This is a genomic window from Sulfurimonas sp. ST-25 (assembly GCF_048079205.1).
Classification (GTDB): domain Bacteria; phylum Campylobacterota; class Campylobacteria; order Campylobacterales; family Sulfurimonadaceae; genus Thiomicrolovo; species Thiomicrolovo sulfuroxydans.
In genome coordinates this window covers 1,041,551-1,054,575 of sequence record NZ_CP182225.1, presented here as the reverse complement: position 1 = coordinate 1,054,575, position 13,025 = coordinate 1,041,551, and the positions used below count along the sequence as shown (strand labels likewise).

Sequence of the window (13,025 nt, the reverse complement as noted above, 5' to 3'; positions counted from 1 at the left end):
TATCACAACACCGGCGATCGCAAGCACTAACAGCTTTCCTGCCGGGAAGCTCCCGGCGCCCTTTCCTCTTTTTTCTGCGCTACAATACCCCATGGCCATCGAAATCGAACGCAAATTTCTCATTGACCCCGCGCTGCTTCCCGAGCTGCCCGCCCCCCTTGTCATCACGCAGGGATACATCCCCGCCGAAGGCGTGACCGTCAGGGTCCGCACAAAGAACGCGAAAGCGTTCCTGACCCTCAAAGGCAAAAGAGCGGGCATCGTTCGGAGCGAATTCGAATACGAGATCCCCGCTGATGATGCCGTCGCGATGCTGCAAGAACTCTGCGCCGCGCCGCTGATCGAAAAAAAACGCTACGAGCTCCTCTACGAGGGGCATCTGTGGGAAGTCGATATCTTCGAGGGGGAAAACGAGGGGCTCTACCTGGCAGAGATCGAACTGCAAAGCGCAGACGAAACCTTCGCCCTGCCACCCTGGGTGACCCGCGAGGTCACCGACGACAGGCGCTACTACAACTCCAACCTGCGCACCCTCCCCTACGCGCGCTTCAGGAACGAGGCGTAACGCCCGCCCCGTGAATCTTGTCCGTCACTTCGTCGCGTTTGACGAAGTCCGCCCCCATACTGATAATGAAGGAGGAGGCCTCCTCCAGCGTCAGCGATACCGGGACGGTGAGCTCATCCTTGACCAGGACCGTGTAGCCGCTGGTGGGGTTCGGCGACGTCGGCACGAAGAGGACGCAGATGCCGTTATGGCGGTTGAGGACATAGGCCGGCACCCAGACGCCGTCTTTGGGGTATTCGACGAGGACGACCTCTTTCTTCCCCGAATCATCCTTGCCGGTGAGCATATTGGAGATCTTCCGGGAAACAGAGTAGATCGTATTGACCGCGGGGATCTTCTCGAACATCCGGTCGATCGCCGAGAGCAGAACGGAGCGGCCGTAGCGTTCGATGGTCCATCCCAGCAGGATCAGTGCCGACAGCACCCCGAGCATCAGCAGGACCGTCGCGCCGGTCGAATCGGTCAGGGTATTGAGGCGGAAATAGGCGCTGAGCCCGATGTTTTTAAGGAAATTGACAACGAGGAGCACCACCACCAGCGGAAAGAATGAGAGCGCCCCCACGAAGAGGAAACGGATCATTTTCTTGACGGCGGCGGCGATCATTTCGTACAGCTCTCCTCTACGTTCATACTGAAGCCGATATTAACGTCCTGCCAGGTTTTGCCGGCATGCAGGTCATAGCAGGCGCGGTTGATCGAGGTCAGCGCGTCGAGGGCTTTGAAGTCGCCGAGGTCGATCACGCCGCCGGCAGTGAAGACGCCCTTCTCATAGCTGTAGGCCATCGGCACGTTGAGCCCCTTGCCGTTCATGATGACTTCGACGAGGACCACTTTGGCTTCTTCGTCCATATCGAGGATCTGCGCTTCGAGCATCTGTCCGTCCATCTGGTTGAAAAAGAACTGCACCAGCTTCGCATCGCGGCCGGTATTGCCCGAATCGACGTTGTTCGTCTGGATCATCACCTTGGCGCCTTTGAGCAGCTGCGTCAGCGACGCGCCTTTCTCGGTGCCTTTGTAGACGATGGAACGGAAGGTGCCGCCCACCCCTTTTTTCATCGGCGTCTTGAATGCCGTCCAGTTGACACTGACGTCGCCGCTCTTGCTGTAGCTGCAGTCGGCCATCGCGACGGTGGCGGCAACGAGAACCGATAATGCAATCTTTTTCATCATTACTCTCCTGGTGAACCAAAGTTTTCCGGCTATTATAACTGCCATTGTTTAATCACGTATCAGCATCTTGAGGTAATATTTCAACAAAGATAGGAAGGATATCAATGAGCAAAGCACCTTTTTTACCCTTTGAGGTCAACCTGGAGACTTTCATCGACGATCTGCAACGCACCCTGGACGAAGGACGCAGCCAGATCGCAGCCCTGCTCGCCATCGAGGAAAAGAGCTATGCCAACTTTGTCAAGCCCTTCGAGATGCTCGACGAGCGGCTTGAGCACTTCTTCACGCCGATGTCGCACCTGCACTCCGTCAACAACAGCGACAAGACCCAGGAGGTCTACACCGCCGCCCTGCCGCTGCTGACGGAGTACGGCACCGAGATCGGGCAGAATCTCGAGATCTATACGGCGTTCAAAGCGATCAAAGCCAATGCATACGACCTGCTCTCGCCCGAACAGCAGCGCGTCATCGACCTCAACATTCAGGGGTTCGAGCTGAGCGGCGCCCACCTGGACGAGGCGAGCAAAAAACGCCTGGCCGAGATCAGCCTGCGCCGAAGCGAACTCTCCAACACCTTTACCCAGAACCTGCTCGACGCCACCAACGCCTTCGAGTACGTCATCACCGACCCCGCCGACGTCGAGGGGATGCCCAAAAGCGATATCGAGAGCGCCGCGTTTGAAACCGAAGCGGGAGAGACGGCATGGAAGTTCACCCTGCAGATGCCCTCCTACATCGCCTACATGACCTACGGTCCCAACCGTGAGATCCGCGAAGCGCTCTACAAGGGCTATACGACCCGCGCTCCCGAGAATGCCGAGATCATCGAGGAGACCCTCGCCCTGCGCAAAGAGGCTTCCCGCCTAATCGGCTTCGAGACCTACGCCGAACGTTCCCTGGCGACAAAGATGGCCAAGGACCCCGACACCGTCCTGGCCTTCCTGAACGAACTGGCCGACGCCTCCATGGCCCAGGGGCAGCGCGAACTCGCCGAACTGCGCGAATTTGCCGGAGCGGCGGAGCTGCAGAGCTATGACAGCGCCTTCTACGGCGAACAGCTCAAAAAGAACCGCTACGACATCGACGAGGAGGAGTACCGCCCCTACTTCGAGCAGAACTCCGTCGTCGAAGGGCTTTTCGAATTCCTCCACCGCCTCTTTGGCGTCAGCATCCGCCCTGCCGAAGGGGTTGCGCTTTGGCACGAGACCGCGACGGCCCATGACCTCTACGTCGACGGCCAGCTTCGCGCCCGCCTCTACCTCGATCTCGAGGCGCGCTCGAGCAAACGCGGCGGGGCATGGATGCACAACTGGCAGAGCCACTGCCTCGACGAAGAGGGCAACGAGCAGCTCGCCTCCGCCTTCATCGTCTGCAACTTCCCGCCCTCAAGCGCGTCGACCCCTTCCCTGCTGCGCCACGACGACGTCGTCACCCTCTTCCACGAGACGGGACACGCTATCCATCACCTCCTCAGCACCGTCAACGAAAACGGGGTCAGCGGGGTTAACGGGGTCGAGTGGGATGCGGTCGAGTTCCCGTCGCAGTTCCTGGAGAACTTCGCCTACGAGCCGCAGGTGCTCAAACTCTTCGCCAAACACCACGAAAGCGGCGACGTCATCAGTGACCTGATGATCGACAAACTGGTCCGTGCCAAGAACTTCCAGTCGGCAATGAGCATGCTTCGCCAGCTCGAGTTCGCCATTTTCGACTTCACCCTCCACATGGAGGAGACCCCGGACGTCCAGGCGGTCCTCGACGCCGTGCGCGAACGTACCGCCCTGCTCACACCGCCGTCGTACAACAAGTTTCAAAACGGCTTTTCGCATATCTTCGCCGGCGGCTACGCCGCGGGCTACTACAGCTACAAGTGGGCGGAGGTCCTCAGTGCCGACGCCTTCTTCGCCATCGTCGACCAGGGGGTCTTCGATACCGCCCTGGGGCGCAGCTACCTCGACATCGTTCTGGGACGCGGCGGTTCCGAAAGCATGCGGGTGCTTTTCTACAAGCTGATGGAACGCGAGCCCGAAACGCAAAGCCTCCTGCGCCTGAGCGGCATTGAGGCGTGACCAAATTTCTCGCGGCGCTGCTGCTGCCGCTGCTGCTGTTTGCAGGAGAGACCATGCGCATCGCAACTTATAACGTCGAAAACCTCTTTGACCTCGAACGCAGCGGGAACGAGTACGCCGAGTACATACCCAATACCCCGTGGCAGTGGAACGAAAAGAACTACCGCAAAAAACTGAACAATATCGCCCGCGTCATCGCCGAGATAAAACCCGACGTCATCGGCCTGCAGGAGATCGAATCGGACCGGGCCCTGCGCGATCTGCAGGTGGCGGTCAAACGCGCCGGGTGGTACCTCCCCTACCGCGCCATTGCCGACGCCAAACCGAGCGTCGTCAAAACGGCGCTGCTCTCGCGCCTCCCCGTCAAAGTCAAGCGTGAAATCGCCGTCGCCAACGGCAACCGGATCCGCAACATCCTCGAGGTCCGCCTTGAAACTGGCGGCGAACCGCTCTACGTCTTCGTCAACCACTGGAAAAGCAAATCGGGCCCCGAAAGCCTGCGCATACTCTCGGCCAAAGCCCTGAAAGCGCGGCTCGATGCGCTGGGAAGCGTTTCATACGTCCTGCTGGGGGACTTCAACGCCGACTACGACGAGAAGCATCTGTTTGCCCGCAAACGCAAACATAATGACACCGACGGGGTCACGGGGATCAACGACGTGCTGATGACGATGCGCGACGAGAAAGGGGTCACCCTGGACGAACTGGCCCGCTGCCCCTCCTGCGCCTACGACCTCTGGTACGAACTGCCGGCACTGCAGCGCTGGAGCCACAGCTTCTACGGCCAGAAAGAGGCCCTGGACCATATCATCATCTCCCCCGCCCTCGCCGACCATAATGGGAACGAGTATGTCAGGGGAAGTTTCGCGCGCTTCAAGCCGGAGTACCTTGTGACGAAAAAAGGGGCACCCAACCGCTGGCAGCGCAGCCGAACGTACCCCAAACACCACATCGGGAAGGGCTACTCCGACCACCTTCCCATCTACGCCGATTTCATTTTGAAGTGAGTCTGTAACAAAATTGCACTATAATAATCCACCATGGAAAGCGCGCTTTTAAAATCATACCTGATCCGGCAGCTCCAAACCGCCAGCGAGCAGCTCCCCCTTGTCGGTCCCGCCGCCGATATCGAGGCCCTGCACCGCTTCCGGGTCGCCCTGCGGCGGTTCCGCTCCGTCCTTGCGGCTTACACCCATCATCTTTACGCCCCGGACGCTATTGCCAAATCGATGCTCAAAGTCACCAATCCCCTGCGCGAGACCGATGTCTTTCTGGACGCGCTCTCTTCTGAATCCTACCCGAACCTGCATGCGGCCCTGACCCGCTACCGGGAAAAACAGTACAAAAAGCGCTGGCCCCCCGAAACGCCGCGGCGTTTCGCCCAAACGATCGATCTGCTGATCGCCGACGTCCACGCCCTAAAACTGGACCAGCGGAAAGGGAGGCTGATTCGCCGGGGCGAAGCCATTTACGAAAAAGCGAAAACAGCGCGGCGAGCCCTTGGCGAGGATTCAAAAGAGGAAGAGATCCATGAGATCCGTCTGCGTTACAAACAGGCGCGCTACGTCCTGGAGTTCCTGGACGAAGCCGGTCTCGTCGATGCCAAACGCAAGATCAAAAACGCCAAGAAGCACCTGGAACACTTCGGCGCCATCCAGGATGCGGCCAACCAGCTGGCATGGCTGCACCGTTTCTGCGACAAACACCCCTCCCAAGAGTGCGCTGCGCTCTACGAAGCACGGAAAAAAGCTCTCCGAAAACTCAAAAAGGCTTTCGAACTCTGAATCAGCAGGGTTCCCAGCCGCTGATATCGTCAGGAATGCCGAGATCGAAGGTGTCAAGGGGATAGGCCATCTCCGGGTGGATGATGTAAAACCCGCTCTCGTGAACAAACCCCTCGATCGCATCGATCATATCGCCGTAGTCGCCCATGCTCTCGTCGTTGAAAAGGATATGGTAACGCCCGCCGCCGTCGCGGGCCACATGGAAGATGCCAGCTGCAGTTTTGAAACGGAGTATTTTTGTCAAATGCACTCTCTGTTTTTCCATGCCAGATGCAACCCTTATTCTATCCTCATCGCCAGAGGCGCTGTTAAAGCTGCCGTTTGTAAGAGGAGAGGTCGACCTTCTCCCCCGCCTTCATTTTCGCCTCGATCGCATCGATCATCGTGCGGTACTTCTCGGCATCCGCCATGGCCAGGTAGGCGACGAAACGTTTCGGGTCCCTGCAGCGCTGCAGCTTTTCCGGCAGCGACAGCGCCTCCGATTCGACACGAACAGGCAACATAAAACGCCCGATGACGATCCCGGCGATCAGCGCCAACAGCAGGTGCAGCCACGACGCGCTCCACGGCACCGGCACTTCGGCGGTCGGCGATGACGTCGCTTTGTGCTCCCCGGCTGCGGCGGCAGGCTTCACCGTCACCGCATGCGCCTGTGTCGACAGCGTTACCGTCCGCTTCCGCTCCGTATCATAATAGGAGAGCTGCAGGGCGGGTACCGTAAAATTGTGCTCGGCCACAATGGCAAACTGCTGGCTGATACTTCCTTCATAGCCGTTATCGCCCAGACGAAGCTGCTTTTGCTCCCCGTCGGTGAACTGGCGGGCATTCGGTATCGTAAGGGCAAAGGGCGCCATGACGTCGAGATTGCCGGCCCCCTCCAGTCTGACGGCCACCTGGACGGGCGTAAAGGCGTCTACCTTTTCGCTGTCGACCGCAAGCGTCAGCTCCAGATGTCCGGCATAGGCCGTCTCCTGTGGCCTGACCTCCACGCTAAGCGGAGGCAGCGAAACGGTTCGCGACGTATAATCGAGCTTTTCAACGTTGTCCCGGCCGATGACGGCATTTTCAATGGAGGCCTTCGTCGTATGCTCCATCGTCGCGCTGAATGACAGGGTGAGCCTCCCGGCTTTTTTTGGGAAGACGGTGAAGCGGTAGCGGTTGACCCGCCGCCCGTCGACAATCTGCTCATCGGTGCTCTGCGGTTCGATACGGTACGCCTCGGTCTCCTGCGCCGGATCAAAGGCGATAATATAGGCATAGGCCTCCGTATCGAAACGGCAGGTATATTCAACGGCGAAGGCTTCATGCTGCGCGACGCTCTTTTTCGTCGCCGCGGCGCTCCAGGTATAGGCTGTCTCCGCCGCCCAGGAGAGCAGCGGCAACAGCAGCAACGCCCACAACACTCCGCTACCAGGGCTTCGTTTCATGTACATTCCTTTGATTGATCAGTTCATACTGTTTCGAGCTCAGACGGCTGTTGCCTTTGTTCGAGAACTCAAGCTGCTCCTCACGCTCCACTTTTTTGCCCTGGCTGCCGGCCCCGGAGCGTCGTTCGGCACTGCTTTGCTGGTTGCTCCCCCCGCCCTCTTTCTTGGGACCGCCTTCGCTGCGTTCGGCCGCCTGGTCCTGGGCGCGCTTCTTGCCTTCCTGCCGCCCGGTAAGCATATGGTCCTGCTCCTCCGCCGCCAGAATGTGCATCATATTCGCAAGGGCCTCCTCGTCATACCGCAGCGCCAGGGAGCGGGCAAAGGCCTCCCGGGCTTTCGCGAACTCCTTGAGACGGACAAGGGTATTGCCACGGTTGAACCAGACCGACGCGCCGAAGGCGCCTTCAAGCTTCTCCAGCGCACTGTAATACTGCAATGCCCGTTCGTACTCACCCGAACGGTACCAGGCGTTGCCCGCATCATACTGTGCCGCCGCCCCCTCCATACGCACAAAAAGCGCGGCACTGCGGTTGTAGTCGGCCACACGGTATGCCTGCTCTGCCCGGTACGGCAGTGTCGCATTCCACAGCAGCAGCAGAAGCAGCAACAGCACGGCCGCGAAGAATCCGAGCAGCACCGGAAGAAGCGCCGGGTGCCCTCTGTATCGCGACATGCCGCGCCATCCCTGCACCAGGAGCGATGCCATGACGGCGGGTGTGGAGACGATATGGCTGAACCGGCTACGCACGACGCCCTCCTAACCGTGAAAGGAGATCCGTCATTCCCAGCATGGCCAGCAGCAGTGCCAGGGCAAGCGGATAGTAGAAGTACTCCCGGTAGAGGATGATCTTCCGTTTCTCCCGGACATCCTGCATCCCCTGGGCTCTGATGGCCGACGCCAACGCCCCGGCGTCGGCCCCGTCGATCGCGACACCACCGGTCGCATCGGCGATGGCGCCGATCGCGCTGTTGCGCGCCGTCACAACAATACCGCCCTCTTCGTCGCGCAGCAGTTTGCCGTCTTCGGCCTTCAGCGTTCCCCCCGACGGCGTCGCCAGCATCACGACATTGACAATAAGTCCCGCTGCACGGGCCTGCGCCGCTTCCTGGGAGTAGCCCAGACTATCGCCTCCGTCCGTCAGAAGGACGACAATGGGATGCTCGGAGCGCGAAAGCTTCCGCGCCAGTTTCAACGCTCCGCCGATCTCCGTCCCGCGTGTCATCACCATCGAGGTATCCAGCCCCGCAAAAAGGTGCAGCAGCAGTTCGTCGTCGCGCGTCAGCGGCGACAGGATCACCGGGTTCGTCGTAAAGGCCAGCACGCCGAAACGGTTCGTGTCATCGGATTCCACCACCGAAGCGAGCACGCTTTTCGCCGCCGCCAGCCGGCTCGGGGCGATGTCTCCTGCCTGCATGGAGCGGGAGATGTCGACGGCAAAGATAACGTCGCTGCCGCGCTGCTCGATCGAGACCGGCTCCTGCAGCGACACCGGACAGGCCAGCGCCACAATACCAAGCCCGATCGCCGTCATCAGCATAACGCTCCGCAGGTTCCAGACGACACCGCGTCCCCTTTGACGGAGGGAGACAAAATAGAGGGCCAAGAAGAGCAGTGTCCAGAGCCACAGCGGGGTCAGAAACGTCATAGCAATGCCTCCCTTCGCCAGAGATAGAAGAGTAAAAATATCCCCGCTCCCAATGGCCATGCGTAGTAGTACTCCTTGCGCAGGAACCGTTCCGATTTTATCCGGGAGCGTTCCAGGCCGTCAATCGCGTCATAGACCGCCGCCAGGGCCTCCGGATCATAGGCGGCGAAGAAAGCACCGCCGCTCTCATCGGCGATGCGGCGGAGCATCGCTTCGTCGAACTCCCCATCCCGGCCCATCCCGACGGTATAGATGCGGATGCCGTGTTTGACGGCCAGGGCCGTCGCCTCCTTGGGCGATACCCGCCCGCTGTTGTGTTCGCCGTCGGTCAGCAGGATGAGCACCTTGGAGATCGCCTGCGAATCCTCAAGCGCCCGGACGCCCATCGCGATCCCCTCGCCGATGGCCGTATTCTGTCCCGCCATGCCGTAGACGAGGTAATCCATCATCTCCGCGACCACGGTTTTTTCGTACGTCACCGGCGAGGCGATAAAAGCAAAATCGCCGAAGATGACGACCCCCGCGTTATCGCCGATCCGGTCAACGATAAAATGCTTCGCGATCTTTCTGGCGATATCGAAGCGGCTCTCTCGGCTCTGCGGGTCGAACCCAGAGGCGCCCATCGAGCCGCTGGCATCAAGCGCCAGGACGACATCGACCCCCTGGCGGTTAAGTGGATCGTCTTTGTCGATGGTCACGGGAGAGGCGATGGCGGTAACCACCAGCAAGACCACAAGGTAACGCAGCAGCCAGAGCCATTTGAACCATCCCCGCCGTACGGCAAAAAGTTCAAGATGGACGAAATAGCGCGGGCTCAGACGTTCGCGGCAGCGGTAGAGGCAGTACCACAGCGGAGGCAACAGTAAAAACAGCCAGGGGAATTCAAAACTCATGGGTTACTCGGACAGGAAAAGGGGATCGGCGCCGTCCGACACGCCGGGAGCGGCACGGCAAAGCGTAGGCCGCGCATGACTACCGCTGGAGAATATCGACGATTTCCAGCGTTTTTTCAGCGACCCGGGCCACTTTGCCATCGATACGGACGGTCAGGAGACCGTCACGGTCACGGGGAGCGATAATCACGGCTTCCTGTTCAAACACGGTACGATCGATCCGTTGGCCCCTTTGGAGCTTTTTCTGCCAGCCCGGAGGAAGGGGCTTGCCGCTGCGGGCTTTTTTCTGCAGCCCCGGAGGGAGATCACCGTGTTTGTCGTTTTTCGCCTGGACCGGAAAGACACAGAGTGCACCGATACATGCAAGGGCAAGAAGACCTTTTGTGTTCATAATAACTCCTTACGGTGCAAGGCACCGTTTATAGGCATATACTATACCATAACCTTATCGTATCTCTTACAGGCGTAACGCGCGCCCTAGACCATCATCGGCTCGTCAGTCGGTTCGATCTCTTCGAAATCCTCAACGATCTGGTCGAACATCCTCTTCGTCTTCTCCGCCTTGGCGATATGCTCGTCAAAGATCGCTTTTGTTGCCGGGAAGGCTTCACCGAGCTGACGGTAGATGAGAATACGTCCGTCAATGTGGTTGGTGATCTCGTCGAATGCGCTGCGCAGCCACTCTTTGGAGGTCGTATGGCGGAAAAGCGCCTTGATCATCTTCTTGCGCTCTTTAATCGGCAGCGATTCGTCAAGGGCCTGGGAGATGCGCTTGATATCGATACGCGAGAGGTAGACGCCGCTGAGTACCGGTGCGAGCAGCTTGTTCTCCAGCTCGTCAACGAATGCCGGAACGGGCTCATCGTCGACGGCGTCCCCGGCATCGTATTCATTTTCGACGGGATTGCCTTTCTCGTCGGTCGTACATTTTTCGCGGACGAACTTATCGAATTCCGCTTTCAGGTCATCCAGATCATGATGATTCATCTCTTTTCCTTTGTCAAATAATTATAGACCGTCTCGGTCATGATGTCCAGCAGACTCTCGTAGCCGCTGTAGGCACCGTCAAGTTCGATGCAGCGCTGGCGCAGCGCCGAGGGGTGCCGCGGCAGTTTCAGGTCGACGTTCAGCGGCGGCAGGACACTGACCATCGAAAGATCATCCGTTTGCGACAGGTCGATCACCATGTCGAAGCCCGAAAGATCCACCGCCATCCCTTCTGCGAGACGGTTGATGTCAAGCTCGGTACCGAGGCGCTGCTGCAGCGCCATCAGATCTTCGATCCACGGATCGAACATCGCGACTGTGCCGGGTGCAAAACTCAGCGCCACCGCCCCCGCGAGCGGCGTGGCACCGATCAAGGCGAGACGTTTCACACCGCTCTTCTGCGCCATCTGCTTCAGTGCGAGCGGCAGGAGCAGTTCCCCGCGCATCTGCCCGTTCCCGACGACAACGGTATCGCACAGCCCGGTACGTTCGCACAGTTCCGAAGCCTCATCGACGATTTCGAGCGCCTGATCCTGATACTCTGTTCCGATGACCGCCCCATTGACGTGCGACTGCTTCATGTTCGAAAGCGTAAAATAGAAGTCATCAGGCCGGATATTCATCGGGATCATCATCGCATCATCCCCGGCACTTTTGAACTGCTTGTTCAGGGTGACTGCAAAGCGGTTCTGCTGCGCCTCTTCTGCAATGAAGCCATAAAGCTTCGTTACCTGTGTTATCTGATTGGCTTCGTTCACTGATCCTCTCCTATGCCCCAGAGGGTGCGCGCTTCCTCTTCCTCTATCCGGCAGCGGTGGCAGACCCGCTCCCCTGCGAGGGAGGTGAAGGGGTTTCCGCACTCATCGCAGTTGCGGACCGTGAAGGTCACGAGGCGCTGCTGCGTCGGCTCGAAGAGCTCTTTCATATTGAACGACGTTGACAGCGTCAGCGCATCCGGTTCGCAGACATCATGGCAGAGATGGCAGCGCACGCACATCATGGCGTCAAAGTCGATCTTCGCACCCTTGATATCGCTTGTGAGCGCCCCCGTCGGGCAGACGCGGTAGCACATCTGACACGCCGTACATTTGTCACCGTCCATCAGTTTCTGGGACGCCAGCGTCAACTCCGAGGCATCGACAACGTGGTATTCCGACGGACGGTCGGCCCGTTTGAGCGCGGTAAAGAGCAGTTTGCGCTTATCCGGCAGGCTCTTCGCTCGCAGCTGGGCGATCGCCGTCGAATCGAGCTGGTGGCGGATCAGTTCATCCGTCGCCGTCTCCACCTCGCGTTCGAACTTTGCCTTCCCCTCCGCCAGCGTTTTGAGGTTGAACGCACGCAGAAAGCCGCGGCGGTCGCTCTCTTCCGCATCCGCTTCCTCTTCATAAGCGACATCCTCGAAAACGATCCCGGAACTGCTCATCATTGCATCGAGCAGGTAGGAGGCCTCTTCGGCACGCGCCTCGAACTGCGGGCGGCAGGTTGAGGCGATCTCGCACCCTTCGCAGTGGCCCGTATCGAGACGGATCTCCCCTTTCAAGGAGGCAAGCGAAAAGAGATGGTCGACGCTGAGCGCCGCGATGCAGGGGACGTTTTTCCGGCAGGAGACGAGGTTATCCGCATCCCCGGCAAAGGCAAAGAAAAACTCCGTAGCGCTGAAATCGTCGACACTGATCGCCTCTGTCGGGCACGCCCCGGCACAGCCGCCGCAGCCCACACAGGCCGCCTGGTTGACGGCGGGAACGTTCTCCGTCGCAACGAGCGCCGCGGTCGGGCATGCCGTAATACAGCTGTCGCAGGTGCTCAGCGTGCTGAGCTGCCGTACGCAGCGCCCCGGATTTAACGTAATACCGGCCATCAGGCTCCCGCTGTCTCACTGAGATACTGGTAGTCGCTGAGAATGAACTCCAGCGCCATGTCCGCCGCATCATAATAGAGCGGCGAGCGGGACTCGTGCTTCATATTGAGCAGGTAGAGCGGCGCCCAACGGACAAGGTGTTTGTCCAGGAACTCCCGCTCGACGTTCATCAGTTCCTCGACCGCTTCGCTGTCATTGTCGTTCATCGCCTTGATCTGCGCTTCGCAAAGGTGGTGCATGAACTCCATCTCGACCCCGATATGATCGGCGGAGACGACACGCGCTTCGGCGAAGTCGACCATAAAGTCGTAAGCGGAATACATATCGGTCACCGGGTTGGCACCGCCGGTCTCGATCATCTGGTCCTCGCGGGTGTAGAAGGTCTCGTAGGGGATCAGGTGCAGCAAAGAGATATTCGTAAAGTCCGGACTGAGGTGCTTCTCGATCAGTTCACTGCTTTGAAGAGTCGTGCGCGCGTCCCAGACCTTGTAGTTCGGCATCATCTCCAAGATGGCGTCATCGTTGTTGATAATGTCGATAAGTTCCGTGTCGGCTTCCTGCATCAACACTCTTGAAAGAAGTGCATAGATATTGCTGCGTGCTTGTGTCTGTTCCATTTATGACCTAAT

At 59.1% G+C, this 13,025-nt stretch carries 16 protein-coding genes; 4 read left to right on the top strand and 12 right to left on the bottom strand.

The window, feature by feature from the left end; all coding sequences use genetic code 11:
- Positions 1–91 precede the first annotated feature (91 nt).
- On the top strand, positions 92–565 hold the full coding sequence (locus ACM66T_RS05380) for a CYTH domain-containing protein (protein ID WP_231021007.1): 474 nt from the start codon (positions 92–94) through the stop codon (positions 563–565).
- Here ACM66T_RS05380 and ACM66T_RS05375 read toward each other — a convergent pair.
- Both ACM66T_RS05375 and ACM66T_RS05370 read right to left on the bottom strand, forming a co-directional pair.
- Complete coding sequence (locus tag ACM66T_RS05375; RefSeq protein ID WP_231021006.1) at positions 549–1,169, bottom strand: DUF502 domain-containing protein; 621 nt, start codon at positions 1,167–1,169, stop codon at positions 549–551. The genes ACM66T_RS05380 and ACM66T_RS05375 overlap by 17 nt on opposite strands.
- Entirely contained in the window at positions 1,166–1,732 is a 567-nt protein-coding gene (locus ACM66T_RS05370; protein ID WP_231021005.1) for a YceI family protein, read from the bottom strand. Before ACM66T_RS05370 ends, ACM66T_RS05375 begins: the two co-directional genes overlap by 4 nt.
- A gap of 107 nt (positions 1,733–1,839) precedes the next feature.
- On the opposite strand from ACM66T_RS05370, the gene ACM66T_RS05365 reads away from it, so the two are divergent.
- The 3 genes from ACM66T_RS05365 to ACM66T_RS05355 are packed head-to-tail and all read left to right on the top strand — an operon-like array spanning position 1,840 to position 5,585.
- The gene (locus tag ACM66T_RS05365; RefSeq protein ID WP_231021004.1) at positions 1,840–3,801 is read left to right on the top strand and encodes a M3 family metallopeptidase; all 1,962 of its coding nucleotides are present in this window, start codon (positions 1,840–1,842) and stop codon (positions 3,799–3,801) included.
- Complete coding sequence (locus ACM66T_RS05360) at positions 3,798–4,808, top strand: endonuclease/exonuclease/phosphatase family protein (RefSeq protein ID WP_231021003.1); 1,011 nt, start codon at positions 3,798–3,800, stop codon at positions 4,806–4,808. The genes ACM66T_RS05365 and ACM66T_RS05360 overlap by 4 nt, the downstream gene beginning before the upstream one ends.
- Before the next feature lie 33 nt (positions 4,809–4,841).
- Positions 4,842–5,585: a CHAD domain-containing protein gene (locus tag ACM66T_RS05355; protein ID WP_231021002.1), complete on the top strand. Its 744-nt coding sequence runs from the start codon at positions 4,842–4,844 to the stop codon at positions 5,583–5,585.
- A 1-nt stretch (position 5,586) separates the two neighbouring features.
- Here ACM66T_RS05355 and ACM66T_RS05350 read toward each other — a convergent pair whose 3' ends face one another.
- The 10 genes from ACM66T_RS05350 to ACM66T_RS05305 form a co-directional block, all read right to left on the bottom strand.
- Complete coding sequence (locus ACM66T_RS05350) at positions 5,587–5,829, bottom strand: hypothetical protein (RefSeq protein ID WP_231021001.1); 243 nt, start codon at positions 5,827–5,829, stop codon at positions 5,587–5,589.
- Between the two features lie 64 nt (positions 5,830–5,893).
- Positions 5,894–7,012, bottom strand: coding sequence for a hypothetical protein (locus ACM66T_RS05345; RefSeq protein ID WP_231021000.1), 1,119 nt, complete (start codon positions 7,010–7,012; stop codon positions 5,894–5,896).
- The gene (locus ACM66T_RS05340; RefSeq protein ID WP_231020999.1) at positions 6,993–7,760 is read right to left on the bottom strand and encodes a tetratricopeptide repeat protein; all 768 of its coding nucleotides are present in this window, start codon (positions 7,758–7,760) and stop codon (positions 6,993–6,995) included. The genes ACM66T_RS05345 and ACM66T_RS05340 overlap by 20 nt, the downstream gene beginning before the upstream one ends.
- The gene (locus tag ACM66T_RS05335; protein WP_231020998.1) at positions 7,753–8,658 is read right to left on the bottom strand and encodes a vWA domain-containing protein; all 906 of its coding nucleotides are present in this window, start codon (positions 8,656–8,658) and stop codon (positions 7,753–7,755) included. Before ACM66T_RS05335 ends, ACM66T_RS05340 begins: the two co-directional genes overlap by 8 nt.
- Entirely contained in the window at positions 8,655–9,551 is an 897-nt protein-coding gene (locus ACM66T_RS05330; protein ID WP_416768849.1) for a VWA domain-containing protein, read from the bottom strand. The genes ACM66T_RS05335 and ACM66T_RS05330 overlap by 4 nt, the downstream gene beginning before the upstream one ends.
- A gap of 79 nt (positions 9,552–9,630) precedes the next feature.
- Positions 9,631–9,942 carry a hypothetical protein gene (locus ACM66T_RS05325; protein WP_416768848.1) on the bottom strand — a complete coding sequence of 104 codons (312 nt, stop codon included), beginning with the start codon at positions 9,940–9,942 and terminating at the stop codon, positions 9,631–9,633.
- An 86-nt stretch (positions 9,943–10,028) separates the two neighbouring features.
- A complete protein-coding gene (locus ACM66T_RS05320) occupies positions 10,029–10,538 on the bottom strand; it encodes a hypothetical protein (RefSeq protein ID WP_231020995.1) in 510 nt (169 codons plus the stop codon).
- Positions 10,535–11,296 carry a hypothetical protein gene (locus ACM66T_RS05315; RefSeq protein WP_231020994.1) on the bottom strand — a complete coding sequence of 254 codons (762 nt, stop codon included), beginning with the start codon at positions 11,294–11,296 and terminating at the stop codon, positions 10,535–10,537. The genes ACM66T_RS05320 and ACM66T_RS05315 overlap by 4 nt, the downstream gene beginning before the upstream one ends.
- Complete coding sequence (locus ACM66T_RS05310) at positions 11,293–12,396, bottom strand: 4Fe-4S binding protein (protein ID WP_231020993.1); 1,104 nt, start codon at positions 12,394–12,396, stop codon at positions 11,293–11,295. Before ACM66T_RS05310 ends, ACM66T_RS05315 begins: the two co-directional genes overlap by 4 nt.
- Positions 12,396–13,013, bottom strand: coding sequence for a TorD/DmsD family molecular chaperone (locus ACM66T_RS05305; protein WP_231020992.1), 618 nt, complete (start codon positions 13,011–13,013; stop codon positions 12,396–12,398). The genes ACM66T_RS05310 and ACM66T_RS05305 overlap by 1 nt, the downstream gene beginning before the upstream one ends.
- Between the last annotated feature and the right edge of the window lie 12 nt (positions 13,014–13,025).

What these genes read in the sequence shown, in the direction of transcription:
- ACM66T_RS05380 (WP_231021007.1), top strand. Translation starts at nt 92, where the DNA reads ATGGCCATCGAAATCGAACGCAAATTTCTCATTGACCCCGCGCTGCTT.
- ACM66T_RS05375 (WP_231021006.1), bottom strand. Translation starts at nt 1,169, where the DNA reads ATGATCGCCGCCGCCGTCAAGAAAATGATCCGTTTCCTCTTCGTGGGG.
- ACM66T_RS05370 (WP_231021005.1), bottom strand. Translation starts at nt 1,732, where the DNA reads ATGAAAAAGATTGCATTATCGGTTCTCGTTGCCGCCACCGTCGCGATG.
- ACM66T_RS05365 (WP_231021004.1), top strand. Translation starts at nt 1,840, where the DNA reads ATGAGCAAAGCACCTTTTTTACCCTTTGAGGTCAACCTGGAGACTTTC.
- ACM66T_RS05355 (WP_231021002.1), top strand. Translation starts at nt 4,842, where the DNA reads ATGGAAAGCGCGCTTTTAAAATCATACCTGATCCGGCAGCTCCAAACC.
- ACM66T_RS05345 (WP_231021000.1), bottom strand. Translation starts at nt 7,012, where the DNA reads ATGAAACGAAGCCCTGGTAGCGGAGTGTTGTGGGCGTTGCTGCTGTTG.
- ACM66T_RS05335 (WP_231020998.1), bottom strand. Translation starts at nt 8,658, where the DNA reads ATGACGTTTCTGACCCCGCTGTGGCTCTGGACACTGCTCTTCTTGGCC.
- ACM66T_RS05330 (WP_416768849.1), bottom strand. Translation starts at nt 9,551, where the DNA reads ATGAGTTTTGAATTCCCCTGGCTGTTTTTACTGTTGCCTCCGCTGTGG.
- ACM66T_RS05325 (WP_416768848.1), bottom strand. Translation starts at nt 9,942, where the DNA reads ATGAACACAAAAGGTCTTCTTGCCCTTGCATGTATCGGTGCACTCTGT.
- ACM66T_RS05320 (WP_231020995.1), bottom strand. Translation starts at nt 10,538, where the DNA reads ATGAATCATCATGATCTGGATGACCTGAAAGCGGAATTCGATAAGTTC.
- ACM66T_RS05310 (WP_231020993.1), bottom strand. Translation starts at nt 12,396, where the DNA reads ATGGCCGGTATTACGTTAAATCCGGGGCGCTGCGTACGGCAGCTCAGC.
- ACM66T_RS05305 (WP_231020992.1), bottom strand. Translation starts at nt 13,013, where the DNA reads ATGGAACAGACACAAGCACGCAGCAATATCTATGCACTTCTTTCAAGA.